The organism is Streptomyces sp. NPDC051684 (assembly GCF_044453445.1).
In the GTDB taxonomy this organism is placed as follows: domain Bacteria; phylum Actinomycetota; class Actinomycetes; order Streptomycetales; family Streptomycetaceae; genus Streptomyces.
Genome location: NZ_JBITCS010000014.1, coordinates 77,968 through 98,974, shown reverse-complemented (window position 1 = coordinate 98,974; position 21,007 = coordinate 77,968). Strand labels below are relative to the sequence as shown.

17 protein-coding genes and 1 tRNA gene are annotated in these 21,007 nt (G+C 71.3%); 6 read left to right on the top strand and 12 right to left on the bottom strand.

Going from position 1 to position 21,007, the window contains the following annotated elements; all coding sequences use genetic code 11:
- Nucleotides 1-8: 8 nt before the first annotated feature.
- The 4 genes from ACIA8D_RS18625 to ACIA8D_RS18610 are packed head-to-tail and all read left to right on the top strand — an operon-like array spanning nucleotide 9 to nucleotide 3,787.
- Nucleotides 9-656: an ABC transporter permease gene (locus ACIA8D_RS18625; protein WP_399233382.1), complete on the top strand. Its 648-nt coding sequence runs from the start codon at nucleotides 9-11 to the stop codon at nucleotides 654-656.
- The gene (locus ACIA8D_RS18620; protein WP_399233381.1) at nucleotides 649-1,932 is read left to right on the top strand and encodes a betaine/proline/choline family ABC transporter ATP-binding protein; all 1,284 of its coding nucleotides are present in this window, start codon (nucleotides 649-651) and stop codon (nucleotides 1,930-1,932) included. The genes ACIA8D_RS18625 and ACIA8D_RS18620 overlap by 8 nt, the downstream gene beginning before the upstream one ends.
- Nucleotides 1,929-2,804: an ABC transporter permease gene (locus ACIA8D_RS18615; RefSeq protein ID WP_399233379.1), complete on the top strand. Its 876-nt coding sequence runs from the start codon at nucleotides 1,929-1,931 to the stop codon at nucleotides 2,802-2,804. Before ACIA8D_RS18620 ends, ACIA8D_RS18615 begins: the two co-directional genes overlap by 4 nt.
- Nucleotides 2,801-3,787, top strand: a complete 987-nt coding sequence (locus ACIA8D_RS18610) for a glycine betaine ABC transporter substrate-binding protein (protein ID WP_399233377.1) — start codon at nucleotides 2,801-2,803, stop codon at nucleotides 3,785-3,787. The genes ACIA8D_RS18615 and ACIA8D_RS18610 overlap by 4 nt, the downstream gene beginning before the upstream one ends.
- Before the next feature lie 21 nt (nucleotides 3,788-3,808).
- Here ACIA8D_RS18610 and ACIA8D_RS18605 read toward each other — a convergent pair whose 3' ends face one another.
- The 4 genes from ACIA8D_RS18605 to ACIA8D_RS18590 form a co-directional block, all read right to left on the bottom strand.
- Nucleotides 3,809-4,600, bottom strand: coding sequence for a PDZ domain-containing protein (locus tag ACIA8D_RS18605; RefSeq protein WP_399233375.1), 792 nt, complete (start codon nucleotides 4,598-4,600; stop codon nucleotides 3,809-3,811).
- Nucleotides 4,601-4,735: 135 nt separating this feature from the next.
- Nucleotides 4,736-5,377 (bottom strand): IclR family transcriptional regulator, encoded by a 642-nt coding sequence (locus ACIA8D_RS18600; RefSeq protein WP_399233373.1) that lies wholly within the window; start codon nucleotides 5,375-5,377, stop codon nucleotides 4,736-4,738.
- Nucleotides 5,378-5,675: 298 nt separating this feature from the next.
- Nucleotides 5,676-7,478 (bottom strand): DEAD/DEAH box helicase, encoded by a 1,803-nt coding sequence (locus tag ACIA8D_RS18595; protein ID WP_399233371.1) that lies wholly within the window; start codon nucleotides 7,476-7,478, stop codon nucleotides 5,676-5,678.
- Nucleotides 7,479-7,629: 151 nt separating this feature from the next.
- Complete coding sequence (locus ACIA8D_RS18590) at nucleotides 7,630-9,081, bottom strand: MFS transporter (RefSeq protein ID WP_399233368.1); 1,452 nt, start codon at nucleotides 9,079-9,081, stop codon at nucleotides 7,630-7,632.
- A 260-nt stretch (nucleotides 9,082-9,341) separates the two neighbouring features.
- Here ACIA8D_RS18590 and ACIA8D_RS18585 point away from each other — a divergent pair.
- Nucleotides 9,342-9,413 (top strand) — tRNA-Cys (locus ACIA8D_RS18585).
- A gap of 64 nt (nucleotides 9,414-9,477) precedes the next feature.
- On the opposite strand, the gene ACIA8D_RS18580 is transcribed toward ACIA8D_RS18585, so the two are convergent.
- The 6 genes from ACIA8D_RS18580 to ACIA8D_RS18555 form a co-directional block, all read right to left on the bottom strand.
- Nucleotides 9,478-11,799 carry a xanthine dehydrogenase family protein molybdopterin-binding subunit gene (locus ACIA8D_RS18580; RefSeq protein WP_399233366.1) on the bottom strand — a complete coding sequence of 774 codons (2,322 nt, stop codon included), beginning with the start codon at nucleotides 11,797-11,799 and terminating at the stop codon, nucleotides 9,478-9,480.
- Nucleotides 11,796-13,139 (bottom strand): 2Fe-2S iron-sulfur cluster-binding protein, encoded by a 1,344-nt coding sequence (locus ACIA8D_RS18575; RefSeq protein ID WP_399233364.1) that lies wholly within the window; start codon nucleotides 13,137-13,139, stop codon nucleotides 11,796-11,798. Before ACIA8D_RS18575 ends, ACIA8D_RS18580 begins: the two co-directional genes overlap by 4 nt.
- Entirely contained in the window at nucleotides 13,136-14,035 is a 900-nt protein-coding gene (locus ACIA8D_RS18570; RefSeq protein WP_399233362.1) for an FAD binding domain-containing protein, read from the bottom strand. The genes ACIA8D_RS18575 and ACIA8D_RS18570 overlap by 4 nt, the downstream gene beginning before the upstream one ends.
- A 309-nt stretch (nucleotides 14,036-14,344) precedes the next feature.
- Nucleotides 14,345-15,955, bottom strand: a complete 1,611-nt coding sequence (locus ACIA8D_RS18565; protein ID WP_399233575.1) for a beta-N-acetylhexosaminidase — start codon at nucleotides 15,953-15,955, stop codon at nucleotides 14,345-14,347.
- Between the two features lie 146 nt (nucleotides 15,956-16,101).
- Nucleotides 16,102-16,401, bottom strand: a complete 300-nt coding sequence (locus ACIA8D_RS18560) for a DUF3039 domain-containing protein (protein WP_385760375.1) — start codon at nucleotides 16,399-16,401, stop codon at nucleotides 16,102-16,104.
- A 42-nt stretch (nucleotides 16,402-16,443) separates the two neighbouring features.
- Nucleotides 16,444-17,013, bottom strand: a complete 570-nt coding sequence (locus ACIA8D_RS18555) for a YqgE/AlgH family protein (RefSeq protein WP_399233360.1) — start codon at nucleotides 17,011-17,013, stop codon at nucleotides 16,444-16,446.
- A 249-nt stretch (nucleotides 17,014-17,262) separates the two neighbouring features.
- On the opposite strand from ACIA8D_RS18555, the gene murA reads away from it, so the two are divergent.
- The gene (gene murA, locus ACIA8D_RS18550; protein ID WP_266710853.1) at nucleotides 17,263-18,603 is read left to right on the top strand and encodes a UDP-N-acetylglucosamine 1-carboxyvinyltransferase; all 1,341 of its coding nucleotides are present in this window, start codon (nucleotides 17,263-17,265) and stop codon (nucleotides 18,601-18,603) included.
- Between the two features lie 188 nt (nucleotides 18,604-18,791).
- Here the strand turns inward: murA and ACIA8D_RS18545 are convergent, their stop codons facing one another.
- Together ACIA8D_RS18545 and ACIA8D_RS18540 are read right to left on the bottom strand one after the other, a co-directional pair.
- A complete protein-coding gene (locus tag ACIA8D_RS18545; RefSeq protein ID WP_016645140.1) occupies nucleotides 18,792-19,073 on the bottom strand; it encodes an HU family DNA-binding protein in 282 nt (93 codons plus the stop codon).
- A gap of 297 nt (nucleotides 19,074-19,370) precedes the next feature.
- A complete protein-coding gene (locus ACIA8D_RS18540; protein ID WP_399233357.1) occupies nucleotides 19,371-20,804 on the bottom strand; it encodes an NAD-dependent malic enzyme in 1,434 nt (477 codons plus the stop codon).
- Between the last annotated feature and the right edge of the window lie 203 nt (nucleotides 20,805-21,007).

Here is a 21,007-nt window from a genome sequence, read left to right as displayed (position 1 = left end):
GAGGTGCGATGAACTTCTGGGACTACCTGGGCGCCCGGCATCAGCAACTGCTCGCCGACGCCTATCAACACGCGAGCGCCGTCTTCCAGTGCATGGTCCTCGCGACCTTGATCGGCATCGTCATCGGCATCGTCTCGTACCGCAGCGAATGGGCCGGGAACCTGGCGACGACCGCCACCTCGACCATTCTCACCATCCCCTCGCTCGCCATGATCGGTCTGCTGATCCCGATCGTGGGCCTGGGCGTCGCGCCGACCGTCATCGCGCTGACCCTGTACGGGCTGCTGCCGATCGTGCGGAACTCGATCGTGGGCCTGCGCGGCGTCGACCCCGCCCTGATCGACGCGGCGAAGGGCATCGGGATGTCCCGGACCGCCCGCCTGTTCAAGGTGGAGCTGCCGCTCGCCTGGCCGCCCATCCTCACCGGCATCCGCGTCTCCACGCAGATGCTGATGGGCATCGCCGCCATCGCCGCGTTCGCCTCCGGCCCCGGGCTCGGCAACGAGATCTTCCGCGGCATCGCCTCCCTGGGCAGCGCCAACGCGCTCAACCAGGTGCTCGCCGGAACGCTCGGCATCATCATCCTCGCCCTGCTCTTCGACGCCGCGTACGTCCTCATCGGACGGCTGACCATCCCGAGGGGGATCCGTGCCTGACACCACGACGACCGAAGCCCCCGAGGAGTCCGGGACCCCACAGGCGTCCGGGGCGAGCATCGAGCTGGAGAACCTCACCAAGCGCTACCCGGGCTCCAGTGACCCCGCCGTGGACAACGTCAACATGGAGATCAAGGCGGGCGAGCTGATCATCTTCGTCGGCCCGTCCGGCTGCGGAAAGTCCACGACGCTGAAGATGATCAACCGCCTCATCGAGCCGACCGGCGGGCGCATCCGCATCGGCGGCGAGGACGTCACCGAAATGGACCCGGTGAAGCTGCGCCGGAAGGTCGGCTACGCGATCCAGTCCTCCGGGCTCTTCCCGCACATGACGGTCGCCCAGAACATCGCGCTCGTGCCGAAGATGATCGGCTGGTCCAAGTCGAAGATCAAGTCGCGGGTCGAGGAGATGCTCGACCTGGTCGGCCTCGACCCCGGCGAGTACCACGGCCGCTATCCGCGCCAGCTCTCCGGCGGCCAGCAGCAACGCGTCGGCGTGGCCCGTGCGTTGGCGGCGGACCCGCCCGTCCTGCTGATGGACGAGCCGTTCGGCGCGGTCGACCCGATCACCCGCGACCACCTCCAGGACGAGCTGATCCGGCTCCAGCACGAGCTGCACAAGACGATCGTCTTCGTCACCCACGACTTCGACGAGGCGATCAAGCTCGGCGACCGGATCGCGGTGCTGCGCGAGAAGTCGCACATCGCGCAGTTCGACACCCCCGAGGCGATCCTCACCAACCCGGCCGACGACTTCGTCTCCGGCTTCGTCGGCGCGGGCGCGGCGCTCAAGCGCCTCAATCTGACCCGCGTACGCGACGTGGAGGTCACCGACTACCCGACGGTCGGCGTCGACGACCCGCTGCAGGACATCTTCAACAAGCTGCGGGCGGCCGGCACGAACGAGCTGCTGCTCCTCGACAAGCGTGGCCGGCCCTACAAGTGGCTGCGCCGCGGCGACATGATGCGCGCCAAGGGCTCCCTCGCCCGCGCGGGCACCCTCGTCCACGACACCGTCACCCGCGACGCCACGCTGCGCGACGCCCTCGAAGCGGTCCTCACCGACAACGCGGGCCGCGTCGCGGTGACCGGGCGGCGCGGCGAGTACGAGGGCGTCGTCGACATGGAGACGCTGATGAACTCCGTGCACGAACTCCTGGAGGCCGACCGGCTCGAAGCGGTCGAGCACCAGCACGAGCTGGAGGAGAAGCGCGCCGAGCAGACGCACCTGGAGCAGGAGGGCTCCCAGGGCGCCGGCGGGGAGGCGAAGGCGTGAGTACACCGTCCCGCAAATCGCCTCCGAAGGGCGCGCGTCCCGAGGGCGAGCACGAGGTCAAGGGCCTCGCGTTCCGCGACGAGGGCGAGGGCGAGCAGGAGGCGCGGCCCTCCCCGACCGCCCGCAAGGAACCGCCCCGCATCACCTGGAAGAAGCTGACGTTCCTTCCGCTGTTCCTGATCCTGGTGCTGCTGATCACCTGGCTGTGGTTCCGCAACGCCGACCTCGACACGATCTCCGAGAACGCCATCTCGGGCGGCGCTGTGGGCAAGGCGCTGCGCCAGCACATCAGCCTGACGGTGATCTCGACCTTCTTCGTGCTGATCATCGCGATCCCGCTGGGGATCCTGCTGACCCGCAGGATGTTCCGCAAGGCGACCCCGTTCGCCCTGGCGATCGCCAACATGGGCCAGGCCACCCCGGCCATCGGCCTGCTCGCCCTGCTCGTCATCTGGCTGGGCATCGGCGAGAAGTCGGCCCTGATCGGCATCATCATCTACGCGATCCTGCCGGTGCTCTCCAACACCATCGCGGGCCTGAAGGCCAACGATCCGACGCTCCTCGAAGCGGCGAAGGGCATCGGGATGTCGCCGATGGGAGTGCTGAGCAAGGTCGAACTCCCCCTCGCCGTCCCGCTGATCCTCGCGGGCGTGCGCACGGCGCTCGTCCTCAACGTCGGTACGGCGACGCTGGCCACCTTCGGCGGTGGCGGCGGCCTCGGCGTCCTCATCACCACCGGGATCACCAACCAGCGCATGCCGGTCCTGATGCTCGGCTCGATCCTCACCATCGCGCTCGCCCTGCTCGTCGACTGGCTGGCCTCGCTGGCCGAACTGCTGCTGCGCCCGCGCGGGTTGGAGGTGCGCTCATGAAGCCCGTGAAGCACAGGAAGTACCGCGTGCGGGTGGCCGTCGCGGCGAGCTGCGGGATCGCGCTCCTGGCGGGCTGCGGACTGACCAGCGGCAGCCCGCTCGTCGACGATGTGCAGCCGGGGTCCATCGGCAAGGACAAGCCGCTGGAGGGCGCCGACATCACCGTCACGTCCAAGGAGTTCACCGAGCAGCTGGTGCTCGGCGCAATCATGGGCATCGCGTTCAAGGCGGCCGGCGCGGACGTCCTCGACCGCACCGGCATCCAGGGCTCCATCGGCGCCCGCGAGGCCATCAAGTCCGGTGACGCGGACGCCATGTACGAGTACACGGGCACGGCCTGGATCACGTACCTCGGCAACTCGGACCCGATCCCCGACCCGAAGAAGCAGTACGAGGCGGTGCGCAAGGCCGACGCGAAGAACGGCATCACCTGGCTGCCGCAGGCCGCGCTCAACAACACCTACGCGCTCGCCATGAACAACGCCAACTTCAAGAAGTACGGCACCAAGACGCTCTCCGACGTCGCCGCGCTCGCCAAGAAGGACCCGAAGGCCGTCACGCTGTGCGTGGAGAGCGAGTTCGCCAACCGGGCCGACGGCCTGCCCGGCATGCAGAAGGCGTACGGGATGAACGTGCCGCGCGCCAACATCACGCAGATGGACAGCGGCATCATCTACACCCAGGCGTCCAAGGGAAGTTGCACCTTCGGCGAGGTCTACACGACCGACGGCCGGATCAAGGCGATGCACCTGAACGTCATGGAGGACGACAAGAAGTTCTTCCCGAACTACAACGCGGCGCCCTCGATCAACACCAAGGCGCTCAAGAAGTATCCGGCGATGGCGGACATCCTGGAACCGATCACGAAGAAGCTCGACAACACGGTCGCCCAGGATCTCAACGCGAAGGTGGACGTCGACGGGCAGGACCCGCACGACGTCGCGAAGGAGTGGCTGGTGAAGGAGGGCTTCGTCAAGGAGTGACGGCCCCTGCCCCGGGGGGGCTCAGCAGGTGGGGACCTCGCCCGAGCCCTTCTCCAGGTTCGTCAGCGCGGTCGCCGTGCCCTTGAGGGTGCTCACGGAGATCAGCTTCATCGAGTCCGGCGCGGAGGCCTTCGCGTCGGAGCACTCCGCCTTCGGTACGAGGAAGACCGTGGCGCCGTCCCGGTCGGCGGCCTGCACCTTCAGCGACACGCCGCCGACCGGGCCGACCTTGCCCTCGGCGTCGATGGTGCCGGTGCCCGCGATGGACCGGCCGCCGGTGAGGTCGCCGCCGCTGCCGTCGCCGTCCAGCATGTCGATGATGCCCAGGGAGAAGAGCAGGCCCGCGCTCGGGCCACCGACGTCGCCGAGCTGGAGGTCGACCTCGATGTCCTTCGAGGACTTGCCGAGGTAGGAGAGGGCGGCCTCGGTGGCGGCCTCCTGCGAGCCCTTCATCTCCTTCTGGTTGTGCTGCTCGACCTCCTTCGTCGAGTCGCCCGACGGGTACACCGCGTCGCGCGGCATCACCGCCCGGTTCTCGGCGAACCAGCCGTCGAGCACGTCACCGAGGTGCACGGAGGCGTCGGGTCCGGTCGCCACGATGGTCACCGCGCGCAGCTTGCCCTCCGTGGGGCGGGTGGGGGCGCCGCTGATGTCGATGACGGGTTTGCCGTCCGACGTCCCCAGCACGTTCGTCGTGGGGCCGGGCTGGGCCACGGAGAACGGGAGCGGGGCGAATCCCGCGACCGCGAGCAGCGCGATGACGGGGGCGGCGCAGAGGGCCAGGGCGGTGGGGCGGCTGAGGCGATTGAGCACGGTGTGACTCTAACGTGGCGGGTTGTTTCCGCGGCGACGGCGTTGCGGTCGCGGGGCTCTGCCCCGGACCCCGCTGTTCGATCGCCGCAGGGGCTTGAAATGCGCGCCTCAATCGCCGGCGGGGCTTGATACGACCTACCTGAGCGCGTCCGCCACCTCGCGGGCCGCGTCGAGGACCCGCGTGCCCACCCGTTCCGGGACGGAGTCCGAGAGCATGACCACGCCCACGCTGCCCTCCAGGCCCGTCACGCCCAGCAGGGGGGCCGCCGCGCCACTCGCGCCCGCTTCCAGTTCGCCGTGCGTGAGGGTGTAGCCGACCTCGGGAAGCACGCCCTGGCGGGCGCCGAGGATGGCGCGGCCCGCGGCGCCCCGGTCGAGCGGGTGGCGGAAACCCGTGCGGTACGCCACGTGGTAGTCGGTCCAGGTCGGCTCGACGACGGCCACGGCGAGGGCCTCGGTGCCGTCCACGAGCGTCAGGTGTGCCGTCGCCCCGATGTCCTCGGCGAGCGCGCGCAGCGCCGGGAGGGCCGCCTCGCGCACCAGGGGGTGGACCTGGCGGCCCAGGCGCAGGACGCCGAGGCCCACGCGGGCGCGGCCGCCCAGGTCGCGGCGGACGAGGGCGTGCTGTTCGAGCGTGGCGAGCAGACGGTAGACCACGGTGCGGTTCACGCCGAGCTTGTTGGAGAGCTCGGTGACGGTCAGGCCGTGGTCGGTGTCGGCGAGCAGTTTGAGGACGCGCAGTCCCCTGTCGAGCGTCTGGGAGGTCTCCGCGGTCACGACGCCCACTCCTTAGTGGTGAGGGACGGCGGCCTCCTGCGCGTGGGTCGCGTCACCTGTCCCGTGGGCGACGCGCGTCAGAGGCCGCCGGTCGGTGATCAGGCGCTGGGCTGCTTACGGCTGTCTGTGGACGCACCGGCTGCGCTCCGCGGCGGCTCTGCCACGGGGCGTGTGCGTTGCCCGGAATGTAGCGAGGTCGTCCCGCTGAGCGGAAGACTCCGTCCAGAATCCGGGCAGTGATCGGCCTGAGTTGTGCCCGATTGCCCGCACTTGATCCCCGTGTCACTTCATGCGGGCGTCACTTCATGCGGGTGGCCCACTCCTGCACCTTGGCGATGCGCTGGCGCAACTGTCCGCCGGTCGCCTCCGCGCTCGGCGGGCCGCCGCACACCCGGCGCAGCTCGGTGTGGACGACACCGTGCGGTTTCCCGCTCTGATGCACGTACGCGCCGACGATCGTGTTCAGCTTCTTGCGCAGCTCCATCAGCTCCTTGTGGGAGACGACGGGGCGGCGGTCGGCCGGCAGCTCCAGGAGGTCGGCCTCGCTGTCCGGCTTCTTCTTGCTGTGCGAGATCTGCCGCGCCTGCCGCTTCTGGAGGAGCATCTGCACCTGGTCGGGTTCGAGCAGACCCGGGATGCCCAGGTAGTCCTGCTCCTCCTCGCTGCCGGGGTGCGCCTGCATGCCGAACTCGGCGCCGTTGTACATGACCCGGTCGAAGGTGGCCTCGGACTCCAGGGCCTCGAAGGAGAACTGCTCCTGCTCGCCGGTGTCCTCGTCCTGCTCCTTGTTCGCCTCGTCCATCTCCTTCTCGGACTCGGCGTAAGGGTCTTCCTCCTGGTCCTTCTTCGGCTTGTCGAGGACGTGGTCGCGCTCGACCTCCATCTCGTTGGCGAAGCCGAGCAGGTCGGGGACGGTGGGCAGGAAGACGGAGGCCGTCTCGCCGCGCCTGCGGGACCGTACGAAACGGCCCACGGCCTGCGCGAAGAACAGCGGGGTCGAGATCGTCGTGGCGTAGACGCCGACCGCGAGGCGCGGGACGTCGACGCCTTCCGACACCATGCGGACCGCGACCATCCACCGGTCCTCGCTCGCCGCGAAGTCGTCGATCCGCTTCGAGGCGCCGGTGTCGTCGGAGAGCACGACGGTGGCCTTGCTGCCCGTGATCTCCCGGATCAGCTTCGCGTACGCGCGGGCCGAGTCCTGGTCCGAGGCGATGACGAGGCCGCCCGCGTCCGGGATGCCCTTCCTGACCTCGGTGAGGCGGGCGTCGGCGGCGCGCAGCACGCTCGGCATCCACTCGCCGCGCGGGTCGAGGGCGGTGCGCCAGGCCTGGCTGATGGCGTCCTTGGTCATCGGCTCGCCGAGCCGGGCCGCGATCTCGTCCCCGGCCTTGGTGCGCCAGCGCATGTTGCCGCTGTAGCTGAGGAAGATCACCGGGCGCACGACGTTGTCGGCGAGCGCGTTGCCGTAGCCGTACGTGTAGTCGGCCGACGAGCGCCGGATGCCGTCCCGCCCCTCCTCGTACTGGACGAAGGGGATCGGGTTGGTGTCGGAGCGGAACGGCGTACCGGTCAGCGCGAGGCGGCGGGTGGCCGGCTCGAACGCCTCCAGGCAGGCCTCGCCCCACGACTTCGAGTCACCGGCGTGGTGGATCTCGTCGAGGATGACGAGCGTCTTGCGCTGCTCGCTGCGGTTGCGGTGCAGCATCGGCCGCACGCCCACACCCGCGTACGTCACGGCGACGCCCTGGTACTCCTTGCTGAGCGGACCCGCGCTGTACTCGGGGTCCAGCTTGATGCCTATCCGGGCGGCGGCCTCGGCCCACTGCTTCTTCAGGTGCTCGGTCGGCGCGACCACGGTCACCTGCTGCACGACGTGGTGGTGCAGCATCCAGGACGCGAGGGTGAGCGCGAAGGTGGTCTTGCCGGCGCCCGGGGTCGCGACCGCGAGGAAGTCGCGCGGCTGCTCCTGGATGTACCTGTCCATCGCACCCTGCTGCCAGGCTCGCAGCTTGTTGGCGGTGCCCCAGGGGGCGCGGCCGGGGAAGGCGGGTGACAGGTGGGCGGACGAGGCAGAAGGAGTGGCGGATGTAGTAGTCACGGTCTCCGGTTACTCAAAGCTGGACGGCACGGCTACGTATGACAACCGGGCCACCCTACCGGTGACGAGGTTGACGGGCGCGCCCGGCGAGGCCGGACGGGGTCCGGTTGGGACGCGCGTCACAGATCAACTCGCCGGGCCCTACGGGCAGTCAGGGCGACGTCACCGGAGCGCGCAGCCGCGCAGCCACCCACACCCCGACCAGCGCGACCGCCGCCATCGGCAGGAACACGGCGGCGAACGCGGCCGGATGAGAACCCCCTGCCCCCTGCGCGTGGCCCGCCGCTCCCACCGCTCCCCCGCCGAGCGCCGCGAAGGCGGCGCCGCCCGCGGCGAGCAGCAGCGCGTTGGAGAGCCCGTCGGAGATCTGCAGCGCCGCGGAGTTCGACCCGGCCTCCTCGGGCGCGGACAGCTGGAGCAGCAGCACGGACGTGGAGGAGATCACGAGCCCCATGCCCAGGCAGCCGAAGGCCCAGGCGACGGCCACGGTCCACACGGGCACGGCCGGGGTCAGCACGCTCGGCGCGACCGCGACGGCCGCCGCGACCAGCACCATGCCCCAGGCGACGAGCCGTTCCCGGTACGGCTCGACGCGCGGCCTGGACTGGAGCCACGAGCCCAGCGCCCAGGTCCCGCCGCCCGCGGCGAGCGAGAACCCGGCGAGCGTGGGGCTGAGCCCCCGCTGCGTCACCAGCATCAGCGGCACGAAGGACTCTGCCGCGATGAACGACCCGGCCGCGATGCCGCGCAGCAGCACCACGGACGGCAGCCCGCGCGCGGCCCGGTAGGTGCCGCGGGGCAGCAGCCCGAGCACGGACGGCACGAGGAGGGCGGCGCCGACGGCGGCGGGCAGCAGGGACAGCGGGCGCAGGTCCTGGGCGGCGTACTGGAGGAGTCCGGCACCGAGCGAGATGCCGAGGGCGAGCCGGATCCGGCGCCGGTCGAAGGCGGCGGGGGCGGCGCCTGCGGGGGCGCCGGAGGCCCGCCGCCGGACCTCGGGCAGCGCGAGCGCGAGCGGCAGCACGACGAGCACGGGGATCCCGAGGAACACCCACCGCCAGCCGAGGTGCTCGGTCACGGCCCCGGCCGCCAGCGGCCCGACGATCGACGGCACGACCCAGCTCGCCGCGAACGCCGCCATGATCGCAGGCCGCAGGTGCCCCGGGTAGGCCCGGCTGACCACGACGTACAGCCCGACGATCACCAGTCCGCCGCCGAGCCCCTGCACGGCCCGCCCGGCGATGAACATCCACATGCCGCCCGCGGTCCCGGCGAGCAGCAGCCCCGCGGCAAAGGAGCCGATTCCGGCGGTGACGGGGCCGAGGGGCCCGCTGCGGTCGGCCCACTGCCCGGCGAGCACCATCCCGAACAGGCTCGTCGTGAAGAAGCCGGAGAACGCGAACGCGTACAGCGACACCCCGTCCAACTCCCGCGCGGCGACCGGCATCGCGGTCCCCACGGCGGTCGCCTCGAAGGCGATGAGCAGCACGACGGTGACGATGCCGATGCTGAGCGCGCGATAGGTGCGGCCGAGGACACCTTCGGTCGCGGAGGGGACGGTGAGCGCGGGGGCGTCGTCGGTGACGTCTTCGAGGGCGGCCATGCGGTTCAGAGTAAGGGGCGTTTCCGGCGCTGACCCCTGTCGGGAGGCGGGGCCTGGGTGGTTCGTTGGTCCTAGGCCTGCTCAATCGCCGCAGGGGCTCCAATGGGAGCCCCTGCGGCGATTGAGCAGGCCCGTCCGGCAGGACTTTCGGGAAGGGGCGGGGTGGGGGGACGTGTATGAACGCCGTGTGGCAGTCGCATTGCGGGGACGCCGGAACCCTTGAGCCCCGGGAACGCGGACCCGTTACTTGATCAGCGCTTGGCCGTGTGCCCGAGTGGTTCAGGGGTTCGCCTGCAAAGCGAATTACACCGGTTCGATCCCGGTCACGGCCTCTGCGTACGACGAAGGGCGCCCCGCTTCCCGCGGGACGCCCTTCGTCGTACGGCCAGGTGCCGCTCAGCCGGTGGGCTCGGCCACCGCGGCCTGCGGCCTGATCGGCAGGCGGTTGACCGGGCGGCCGGTCGCCGCGCGGACCGCCGACGCGACCGCCGCCGGGGACGCGACGACCGGGGCCGCGCTCGCCGACTTCGCGCCGAAGGGGGCGACCACGTCGCGCTCCTCGACCAGGTTCACGATGTGGATGTCGGGGGCGTCGAGCGAGGTGGGCAGCGCGTAGCCGGTCAGGTCGGGACGGCGGACGATGCCCTTGGGGGTGCGGAGGTTCTCCGTGAGCGCCGCGCCCACACCCTGGGTGACGCCCGCTTCGATGCGGGCCGCGAGCTGGGCGGGGTTGAGGATGCGGCCGACGTCCTGGGCGACCGCGAGCTCGACCACGCGCACCGAGCCCAGCTCCACGTCCACGTCGACCACCGCGCGGATCGCGCAGAAGGCCATGCCGACGAACGCGTCGCCCTGGCCCGAGGCGTCGAGCGGCTCCGTGGGGTGCGGGCGGCACTGCGCCGTGGCCCACAACTCCTTGCCGTCCATGGCCTCTTCGACGGTCGTCGAGAGCACGCCGTCGTACGACGTGATCTTGCCGTCGGCGATCTGGAGCAGCTCCGTGGACATGCCGAACTTGTGGGCGAGCGGCTGGAGGAGCTGGGTGCGCACCATCTTGGCCGCCCGCTCGACCGCGCCGCCGGACACCCAGGTGTGCCGGCCCCGGCAGCCGGGGCCCGCAGGCGGCTGATCGGTGTCGACCGGCGCCACATGGACCTCTTCGATACCGAGCGTCTCCTGGACGATCTGGCGGGCGAGCGTGGCGAAGCCCTGGCCCGTCTCCACGGCGGCGCAGATGACCGTCGCGACGCCGCCCTGGACCTTCACCGTGGCCGTGGAGACCTCGTCCGCGCCCTCCGCGCCCAGCATGTGCACCATGCCGACGCCGTAGCCGACGCCGCGGCGGACCGCGGCCGGTTCGCCGACGCCCTCGGGCCCGCCGGGGAGCAGCCAGTCCTCCTCCGGGGTGTCCTTGGGCAGCGGCGGCAGCGGGAAGTCCCGTACGGAGGTGAGCAGTTCGGCCACGGGCGCCGGGCACGTCACCGTCTGCCCCGTCGGCAGGATGTCGCCGGTCGCCAGGACGTTGCGCAGGCGCAGTTCGGCCGGGTCGAGGCCCAGCTTCTTGGCGAGCTTGTCCATCTGCGCCTCGTACGCGGCGCAGACCTGCAGCGCGCCCTCTCCGCGTACGTGGCCGGAGGGCGGGTTGTTCGTCCGGACCGCCCAGCCCTCGATGGAGGCGTGCGGCACGACGTAGGGGCCGCAGGCGAAGGAGACGGCGGCCGCGAGCGCGTCGGACGAGGTGTCCGCGTACGCGCCCGAGTCCAGCAGGATCTGGGCCTCCACCTTGACCAGCCGGCCGTCCGCGTCCGCGTGGTGGCGGTAGCGCAGGAGAGTCGGGTGGCGGTGCGGGTGGCCGAGGAAGGACTCCTCGCGGGACGCGGCGAGCTTGACCGGGCAGCCGGTGTGCAGGGCGAGCAGCCCGAGCGGGAGATGGAAGCTCGGGTCCTCCCGGTCGGCCGTCGCGCCGGGCACACCGGTGACGACGACCTTCACGCGCTCGCGCTCCAGGCCGTAGCGGTCCGCCGCGAGGTCGCGGTCGCCGTGCGGGTCGGTGGAGGCGATGTAGAGCTCGACGCCGCCGTCGGGGCGGGGCACGGCCAGCCCGGCCTCGGCACCGATCGGCGCCGGGTCCTGACGCCCGATCCGATAGAGCCCCTCGACGATCACCTCGCCCGTCGCCTCGGCGTCGCCGTGCTGGAGCGGGATGTGGCGGATCAGGTTGCCGTCGGGGTGCAGGGGCTCCGCCCCGAAGGACTGCTCGGGGTCCGTGACCGGGGCCAGGACCTCGTACTCGACGATGATCGCGGCGGCGGCCATGCGCGCCGTGTCCGGGTGGTCGGCCGCCACGGCGGCGAGCGCCTCTCCGTGGTGGCGCACCACTTCGGAGGCGAACATCGGGCGGTCCGCGGCGCGGTGCCCGGTGACGGAGCTCGCGGACGATCCGCCGGGGACGTCCTCGTGCGTGACGACCGCGAGGACGCCGGGCATCTCGCGCGCGTGGCTGGTGTCGATGCTCACCACGCGCGCGTGCGCGTGGGGGGAGCGCAGGATCGACGCCCAGAGCAGACCCTCGGCCCACAGGTCGGCGGCGTACGGGAACGTGCCGTCGGCCTTGGCGGGCGCCTCCTGCGAGGGGAGCGACGTGCCGAGGCCGTGCGGGAAGCTCTCCGCCTCCGGAGCCGTGGCGCCCGCGGAGGTCGTGGCCGTCTCGTTCGTCATGCCTGGCCTCCGTCCGGGAAGTCCTGGAAGTCCTGCGGGTTCGGGAAGTCCTGGGGGTTCCGCGGCCCCGCGTCGCCCTGGATGTCCTCGGTCGCCAACGGGCCCGCCTGGCGCGGGATCATCGGCTCGCCCTCGTCGGCCGCGGCCGACGCGTCCTCGGTCGCGGTGTCCGCCGCCGCCCGCCGCTCCTCGGCCACCTGACGCACGGCGTCCACGACACCCCGGTACCCGGAGCAGCGGCACAGGTTGCCGCACAGCGCCTGGCGGGTCTCCAGGGCGGTCGGGTTCGGGTTGCCCTCCAGGAGGTCGTGCGCCGTCATCGCCATGCCGGGGACACAGAAACCGCACTGCACCGAACCGCACGCGGCCAACGCCCGCTGCACGTCCGAGGGGCGGCCGTCGGTGGCGAGGCCCTCGACCGTACGGACCTCGCTGCCCGCGGTGGTCGCCGCCGGGACCAGGCAGGAGGCCACGAGGCGGCCGTCCACCTGTACGTTGCACGCGCCGCACTCGCCCTGCGAGCAGCCGTCCTTGGCACCCGCGAGGCCGAGGCGCTCGCGCAGCACGTACAGCAGCGACTCCCCGATCCAGGCGTCCGTCACGGGGCGGTCCGCACCATTGACCCGCAGAACGTAGCTGGCCAGGGGGTGATCGTCGTGCAGCGGCGCCCGAACGGGAGCCTCGTCCTCGACTTCGGCTTCGGCTTCGGCTTCGACCTCAGCCGCGGGAGCCTCTACGGCGACGGGCTCGGGCTCCGGCGCAGACGTCGGCAATTCAAGCCCCGCCGGCGATTGAGGCGCGGGGTCCGGGGCAGAGCCCCGCGACGCAGGCTCGGCCAACCCCTCCGGGCCGACGCCCTCCGACGCCCCACCGTCGACACCCGCTACGGCCGGGGCCCACGGCGCAGGCGCCCCACCGGGCAGCGTCGCAGGCGGCTCCGACCCCCACGCCCGCCCCACCGCGGCAGCGGATGTGGTGAACTCACCCGACTCGTCCGGAAGTTCCCCCTCGGCCAGCGGAATCGACCACTGCCCCGTCTGCCCGTGGTGGGGCGCAGGCTCCACGGGCGCAGGCCGCTCCGCGACAGCGGGCGCGTCGGCGGGACCGACCAGGTTCTCCGGCAGTACCCACACCCCGGTCGCCGCGGGATCCGTCGCGGCCGCACCCGTGGCCGGGCTCACCGTTATCGGCGGCGGCACATAGCCGTGGCCCGGCGCCTCCAGCGGCGCCGCGTCCGGAAAGCCCTCGGGGGGCAGCTGCACGAAGGCCGTGGCGTCGGAGTCGTACTCACCCTGGGGCACCGGCTCCCAGCCGTCGGGGCCGGGGTACTCGTTCGTCACGACAGCGCCCTCCCAAGTGCACGTCGGGCCAGCACGGCGACGGTTCGCCGCAGATGCAGTACGGCGGGCGGCAACTGCTGCTGCGTGCCGTCCGGGGCGGGCTCCGGGTCGGGGACGCAGGCCGCGGCGACGTACTCGCCGAAGGCGTGCACGGCCTCCGGCACGAGGGCGCCGCGGTTGCCGTCCCAGTCGATGAGGGAGGCCACCCACTGCTCGGCCTCCAGGGGCCGCAGCGGCATCGGCGCGATGGCCCCGACGGCGCAGCGCACCCCGCGCCGCGCCGGGTCGAGGACGAGCGCGACGGAAGCCATGGCGCGGCCGGGGCCCGTACGTCCGGTCGCCTTCAGGAAGACCTGGGGAGCGTGCAGCAGGGGCACGCGCACGAAGCCGATCAGCTCGCCCGGGGCGAGCATCTCCATGCCGGCCAGCAGGTGCGAGACCGGCACTTCGCGTCTCGCGCCGCCCTGCCCCGCGATGATCAACGTGGCTTCCAGCGCGGCCAGTACGGGCAGTGTGTCGCCCGCGGGGGCCCCGGAGGCGATGTTGCCGCCGAGCGTGGCGGCGTTGCGGATCTGGGGCGGGCCCGCGGCCCGCGCGGCAGCGGCGAGGCCGGGGATGAGTGCGGCGAAGTCGGGGCGGCCGATGCGCGCGTGCGTGAGGCCCGCGCCGAGCAGCGCGTTGCCGTCCTGGTACTGCCAGCCGCGGATCTCGCTGATCCGGCCGAGCCCGACGAGGGCGGCGGGGCGCAGGCCACCCGCGTTGACCTGTGCCATCAGGTCCGTTCCCCCGGCCACCGGTACGGCGGCGGGCATGGCGGCGAGCGCCGCGACTGCCTCGTCCAGCGAACCCGGAAGTACCGCGGCCTGTGTCGTCGCCTGCGGTGCGTGCGTGGTCAAACCGGCTGCCCCTTCCCGAAGTCCGGCCGCGTGCCTGGCGACGGCGCCGGCCCCCGCGTGGTCCGCGCGTGAGAGCCGTTCCCGCCGTTACGCCTGTTCCGCCGTACGGTACGTGCTGACAGGCCGGACGTGGCAACTCTGGCACATCTTCCTTCCGGCCCGGAGAGGGGGTCCGGTAGGAGGCATTCGCCCCTTCCACCTCATGGATGACCGATATCGCACCAGATCACCTGTGGGCACGAATTGGCACTCTGCGCCTGTGTATGAGGTGAGGTGCGCGGTGCGGCGCGATCCTCACCGGGCGCAAGCTCACACGTTCGGGGGTTCCCCTTCGAAGGGACGTCCGAGCACACCTGGGCGCCGCTGCCAGGGCAACGGGCCACCGGGCGGCCGGTAGCCGACCCCCAGTGCGTCAAGTCGCCCGTAGTGCGCGGCCATTCGGCGCTCGAAGTCCGCGAAGTCGCGCGCTCCGGGTGCGGGCAGCTCGCTCCACGCGACCTCGCTGAACGCGGAAAGCCGCGGATACAGCTGGTAGTCGAGGCGCTGTTCGCTCTCCGTCACCTCGGTCCACATGTTGGCCTGCGTGCCGAGGACGTGCCGCGCCTCCTCCTCGCTCAGCTGCGGGGGCACCGGCTCGAAGCGGTAGACGTCCTCCAGCGTGCGCACGTAGCCGATGGGGACGGGTTCCTCGTCGCCGGGAGCCTGGCGGTAGTTCAAGTAGACCTGCTGCTCGGGGCACATGACGACGTCGTGGCCCGCACGCGCCGCGGTGATGCCGCCCTCGTAGCCGCGCCAGGAGGAGACCGTGGCGCCGGGCGCGAGGCCCCCTTCGAGGATCTCGTCCCAGCCGACGAGCCGCCGGCCGCGCGCGCCGAGCCAGGTGTCGAAGTGCCGGATGAACCAGGACTGGAGCTCGTCCTCGTCGGCCAACCCCAGCTCCTTGATGCGGGCCTGGGCCGTGGGCGACTGCCGCCACTGGTCCTTGGGACACTCGTCGCCCCCCACGTGGATGAAGGTGGAGGGGAACAGGTCGAGGAGCTCCTCGAAGACGCCCTCGTAGAAGCGCAGGGTGGTGTCGGTGGGGGCGAGTACGTTCGGGTTGATGCCCCAGGTGTCCCAGACCGGGAGGGAGGACGTGTCGACGACCTCCCTGTTGCCGAGTTCCGGATACGCGTGGATGGCCGCCTGCGAGTGGCCCGGGATGTCGATCTCGGGGACGACGGCGATATGCAGCGCGTCGGCGTAGGCGACGATCTCGCGGATGTCGTCCTGGGTGTAGAAGCCGCCGTGCGGCCTGTCCTCCCACAACTCCGAGGCGCGGTGGCCGAACTTCGTCCGCGACCGCCAGGATCCGGCCTCCGTCAGCTTCGGATGGCGCTTGATCTCGACGCGCCAGCCCTGGTCGTCGGTGAGGTGGAAGTGCAGGACGTTGAGCTTGTGGGCGGCCATCAGGTCGAGTTGGCGCAGCACCCCGGCCTTCGGTGTGAAGTGCCGGGCGACGTCGAGCAGCATGCCGCGCCAGCGGAAGCGGGGCGCGTCGTCGACGGCGATGTGCGGGACGGTCCAGGCGCGCCCGGGGAGCGGGGCCCGGCGGTACGCGTCGGGCCCCAGGAGCTGACGGAGCGTCTGGGCGCCCCAGAAGACGCCCGCCGCGGAGCCGCCTTCGATCGTGACGCCCGCGTCCGTCGCGCGCAGCCGGTAGCCCTCCGCTTCGAGTGAGGGGTCGATGCGCAGGACGACGACATCGCTCGCGTCCGCGTCCTTGGGGGGCAGGGCAAGACCGGTCGCCGCGCCGAGGGTGGCGCGCAGCCAGCGCGCGGTGTCCTGGACCCCCTCCCCCGCAGCGATGCCGGTGTGCTCACCGAGTGCGAAGCGGCCGTCGCCCGCCTGCGCCGACCGACGGGGGGGCGGGGATGAGATCCATGACGGGAGGCTAAGAGGACTGGACCAATTCGCGCAATGGCCGGGCGGACCCGCGGAACCCGACACGCGAAACCCCGGGCATGCGTCACCGCACGACCGGGGTTCACCGGGAAGGTCCGCCGGGAAAGGCGGGCAGGGGGCCGTTACTTGCCCTTGCCGCCGCCGTCCTTGCCGCCCTTGTCCTTGTCGCCGCCGGCGCCCATGGACTCGTAGATCTCCTTGCACATGGGACACACGGGGTACTTCTTCGGGTCACGGCCGGGAACCCACACCTTGCCGCAGAGCGCGACGACGGGCGTCCCGTCGAGGGCGCTCGCCATGATCTTGTCCTTCTGGACATAGTGGGCGTAGCGCTCGTGATCGCCGTCGCCACTCGACGTCTGTGGCGTCGGCTCTACGAGGGTCCCCGTACCTGTCCCGCGCTCGGGCTCAAGAGTGCTCATAACCGCCAAGGGTACTTAAGGCCGCCCCGTCCCGGAACGAGGTCAGTTGAGGGAGGGATCGTCCGGATACGTGGCCACCATCGCCAGTTCGCCGCGCTGGCGCCGCAGGACCGCGCGCCACAGGCCCTCGGGCCGGGTGGCGGAGACGTCGCCGGGCTCCGACTCGACGACGTACCAGGCGCCCTCGGTCAGTTCGTCCTCCAGCTGCCCCGGGCCCCAGCCCGAGTAGCCGGCGAAGATCCGCAGGGAGCCGAGCGCCGCCGCGAGCAGCTCCGGCGGGGCCTCCAGGTCGACGAGGCCGATCGCCCCGTGCACCCGGCGCCACCCGAGGGGCGTCTCCCGCTCGTCGTCCCCGGGGATGACCGCGACGCCGAGCGCCGAGTCGAGGGAGACCGGGCCGCCCTGGAACACCACTCCCGGCTCGCCGGCCAGATCGCCCCAGCCCTCCAGGATGTCCCCGACGTCCACCGGCGTCGGCCTGTTGAGCACCACGCCGAGCGAGCCCTCCTCGTCGTGGTCGAGGAGCAGCACGACCGCCCGGTCGAAATTCGGGTCCGCGAGGGCGGGTGTGGCCACGAGCAGCCGCCCTGTGAGCGAGGACACCTCGGTCATGCATGACATGATCCCGCATCCGGCCGCCGTCGGGGGCGCCAAGCGCAACACCCGCGTGAACGCAGCTCAGCGCGCGGGGAAGCGGAAGATGCGCACTTCACAAAAACGTCACGCTTTGTGCTCCACCCGGCGCGCTTCGTGTTGTAGCGAACTCATGACGCTCTCCGGCCCCCCTGGGCATACGAATAAGGGGCCCTCCGCCCTTACCCTTGAGCCTGGCCCTGCCCTTCTCTTCGGAACGCGAGATTCATGACCGTCACCGACGATGTCCTCCTTGTCCACGGCGGAACCCCGCTCGAGGGCGAGATCCGTGTCCGCGGCGCGAAGAACCTCGTGCCCAAGGCCATGGTCGCCGCGATCCTCGGCAGTGCGCCGAGTCGGCTGCGCAATGTCCCGGACATCCGCGACGTGCGCGTCGTACGCGGCCTGCTGCAGCTGCACGGCGTGACGGTCGGCCCCGGTGAGGAGCCGGGCGAGCTGGTGATGGACCCCTCGCACGTGGAGTCGGCGAACGTGGCTGACATCGACGCGCACGCGGGCTCCTCCCGCATCCCGATCCTGCTGTGCGGCCCGCTGCTGCACCGCATCGGCCACGCCTTCATTCCCGGGCTCGGCGGCTGCGACATCGGCGGCCGCCCCGTCGACTTCCACTTCGAGGTGCTCCGCCAGTTCGGCGCGACCATCGAGAAGCGCGCGGACGGCCAGTACCTGGAGGCCCCGCAGCGCCTGCGCGGCACGAAGATCCGCCTCCCCTACCCCTCCGTGGGCGCCACCGAGCAGGTACTGCTCACGGCCGTCCTCGCCGAGGGCGTCACGGAGCTCTCGAACGCGGCGGTCGAGCCGGAGATCGAGGACCTGATCTGCGTTCTGCAGAAAATGGGCGCGATCATCGCGATGGACACCGACCGCACCATCCGCGTCACCGGTGTCGACAAGCTCGGCGGCTACACGCACCGCGCCCTCTCGGACCGCCTGGAGGCGGCCTCCTGGGCGTCGGCGGCGCTCGCCACGCACGGCGACATCTACGTCCGCGGCGCCCAGCAGCGCTCGATGATGACGTTCCTCAACACGTACCGGAAGGTCGGCGGCGCCTTCGAGATCGACGACGACGGCATCCGCTTCTGGCACCCCGGCGGCCAGCTGAAGTCGATCGCGCTCGAGACGGACGTCCACCCCGGCTTCCAGACGGACTGGCAGCAGCCGCTCGTCGTGGCGCTCACGCAGGCCACGGGCCTCTCGATCGTCCACGAGACGGTCTACGAGTCGCGCCTGGGCTTCACGTCCGCGCTGAACCAGATGGGCGCGCACATCCAGCTCTACCGCGAGTGCCTCGGCGGCTCCGACTGCCGCTTCGGGCAGCGCAACTTCCTGCACTCGGCGGTCGTCTCGGGCCCGACCAAGCTGGAGGGCGCCGACCTGGTCATCCCCGACCTGCGCGGCGGCTTCTCGTACCTGATCGCGGCGCTGGCGGCCCAGGGCACGAGCCGTGTCCACGGGATCGACCTGATCAACCGCGGCTACGAGAACTTCATGGAGAAGCTCGTCGAGCTCGGCGCGAAGGTCGAGCTGCCTGGAAAGGCCCTCGGCTAACCGTTCGCCCCTCAAGGCAAAGGCAAGGGCCGCCCCCGGTCGACCGGGGGCGGCCCTTGCCTTTGCCTTGAGGGCGCGGGGAACTGCGCGAACGCGACCACACGCGAACCGCACGCACGCGGCAACGCAAAGGGGCGGTCGCCCGGAAGGAGTTCCGGGCGACCGCCCCAAGGCGTTGCGCCTAGGACTTACTTACCCTTGGCGGCTTCCTTGAGCTTCGAGCCCGCGGAGACCTTCACGCTGTAGCCGGCCGGGATGTTGATCGGCTCGCCGGTCTGCGGGTTACGAGCGGTGCGAGCGGCACGGTGGGTGCGCTCGAAGGTCAGGAAGCCGGGGATGGTGACCTTCTCGTCGCCCTTGGCAACGATCTCGCCGACGGTCTCGGCGAACGCGGCCAGCACGGCGTCGGCGTCCTTGCGGGTCACCTCGGCGCGGTCGGCCAGCGCGGCCACCAGCTCACTGCGGTTCATGTTTGTACTCCCGTGTTCTTCTTGCCGTTGAGGCGTGCCACGCGGCCAGGCCGCGTGTTGGGCAACAGCAAAGTTGATGCTGCCAGGGTCTCGGTCAGGCCCAGGACCCGGGTCCGTCGTCCAGACCCTTGCGCCTGAAGAGGCATCCTGCCCCTACCCACGGCGGTAAAGCCAATCCGGCACCCCGTGGGGTCACACGGACAGCGCCACCACGCCGGTCGCAGGGGCGGGCCGGGGGCCTGTTTCCCGGCCAGCCTATGGGGCCCGGAGGCCCCGCAAACCGCGACGCGCCGGTAATCAGGCGGTCGTGGCCCCCGTCACAGCCACTCCGGCCGCCTTCGCGGCGTCGCGGACCGCGCCGGCGACGGCGCCCGCGACCTTGTCGTTGAAGACGCTCGGAATGATGTAGTTCGGGTTGAGCTCGTCCTCGGTGACCACGTCGGCCAGGGCCGTCGCGGCCGCCAGCATCATCTCCGTGTTGACCGCGCGCGACTGGGCGTCGAGCAGGCCGCGGAAGACGCCGGGGAAGACCAGCACATTGTTGATCTGGTTCGGGAAGTCGGAGCGGCCCGTGGCCACCACGGCGGCCGTCTGACGGGCGATCGCCGGGTCGACCTCGGGGTCCGGGTTCGCGAGCGCGAACACGATGGCGCCCTCGGCCATCGCGGCCACGTCGTCGCCGTTCAGCACGTTCGGGGCCGAGACGCCGATGAACACGTCCGCGCCGACGACCGCTTCCTTCAGTGTGCCGGTGAGGCCCTCGGGGTTGGTGTTGTCGGCGATCCAGCGCAGCGGCGAGTCGCTGTCGGCGTCCTTCAGGTCCTCGCGGCCCGCGTGCACGACACCGTGGATGTCGGCCACGACGGCGTTCTTGACGCCCGCCGCGAGCAGCAGCTTCAGGATGGCCGTGCCGGCGGCGCCTGCACCCGACATGACGACGCGGGTGTCGCCCATGTCCTTGCCCGCGACGCGCAGCGCGTTGGTGAGCGCGGCGAGCACGACGATGGCCGTGCCGTGCTGGTCGTCGTGGAAGACGGGGATGTCGAGGGCCTCGCGCAGGCGGGCCTCGATCTCGAAGCAGCGGGGCGCCGAGATGTCCTCGAGGTTGATGCCCGCGAAGCCCGGGGCGATGGCCTTGACGATCTCGACGATGGCGTCCGTGTCCTGGGTGTCCAGGCAGATCGGCCAGGCGTCGATGTCGGCGAAGCGCTTGAAGAGGGCCGCCTTGCCCTCCATGACCGGCAGCGCGGCCTTCGGGCCGATGTTGCCGAGGCCGAGCACCGCGGAGCCGTCGGTGACGACCGCGACGGAGTTGCGCTTGATGGTCAGACGCCGGGCGTCCTCGGGGTTCTCCGCGATCGCCATGCAGACGCGGGCCACACCCGGCGTGTAGACCATGGAGAGGTCGTCACGGTTGCGGATGGGGTGCTTGGACTGCATCTCGATCTTGCCGCCGAGGTGCATCAGGAACGTACGGTCGGAGACCTTCCCGAGCGTGACGCCCTCGATGCCGCGGAGCTGCTCGACGATCTCGTCCGCGTGGGACGTCGACGAGGCCGCGATCGTGACGTCGATCCGGAGCTTCTCGTGGCCGGAAGCGGTGACGTCGAGGCCGGTCACCGAGCCGCCGGAGGACTCCACGGCGGTGGTCAGCTGCGAGACGGCGTTACCGCCCGCGGGGACCTCCAACCGGACCGTCATCGAGTAGGAGACGCTGGGCGCCGTTGCCATGGCCGACTTCCTCTGCTTTCACCGTGTAGCTGTTGCCGTCCGATGGTCCCACCTACCGGTGAGTACGTGGTAGTCGCATCGGGTTTTGAAGCTAACGTTCATTCATCTTTTGGAAAGTAGTTTCCACCATACGAGAAGTGGCGGGAAACCGGAAGAGGAAACAGAACGAGGCCCACGCCACCGGAGTGACGTGGGCCTCGTTC

Bases quoted from the DNA above. Each gene is read 5' to 3' on its own strand.
- ACIA8D_RS18625 (WP_399233382.1), top strand. From the start codon at position 9: ATGAACTTCTGGGACTACCTGGGCGCCCGGCATCAGCAACTGCTCGCC.
- ACIA8D_RS18610 (WP_399233377.1), top strand. From the start codon at position 2,801: ATGAAGCCCGTGAAGCACAGGAAGTACCGCGTGCGGGTGGCCGTCGCG.
- ACIA8D_RS18590 (WP_399233368.1), bottom strand. From the start codon at position 9,081: ATGGCCGCCCTCGAAGACGTCACCGACGACGCCCCCGCGCTCACCGTC.
- ACIA8D_RS18580 (WP_399233366.1), bottom strand. From the start codon at position 11,799: ATGACGAACGAGACGGCCACGACCTCCGCGGGCGCCACGGCTCCGGAG.
- ACIA8D_RS18560 (WP_385760375.1), bottom strand. From the start codon at position 16,401: ATGAGCACTCTTGAGCCCGAGCGCGGGACAGGTACGGGGACCCTCGTA.
- ACIA8D_RS18555 (WP_399233360.1), bottom strand. From the start codon at position 17,013: ATGACCGAGGTGTCCTCGCTCACAGGGCGGCTGCTCGTGGCCACACCC.
- murA (WP_266710853.1), top strand. From the start codon at position 17,263: ATGACCGTCACCGACGATGTCCTCCTTGTCCACGGCGGAACCCCGCTC.
- ACIA8D_RS18545 (WP_016645140.1), bottom strand. From the start codon at position 19,073: ATGAACCGCAGTGAGCTGGTGGCCGCGCTGGCCGACCGCGCCGAGGTG.
- ACIA8D_RS18540 (WP_399233357.1), bottom strand. From the start codon at position 20,804: ATGGCAACGGCGCCCAGCGTCTCCTACTCGATGACGGTCCGGTTGGAG.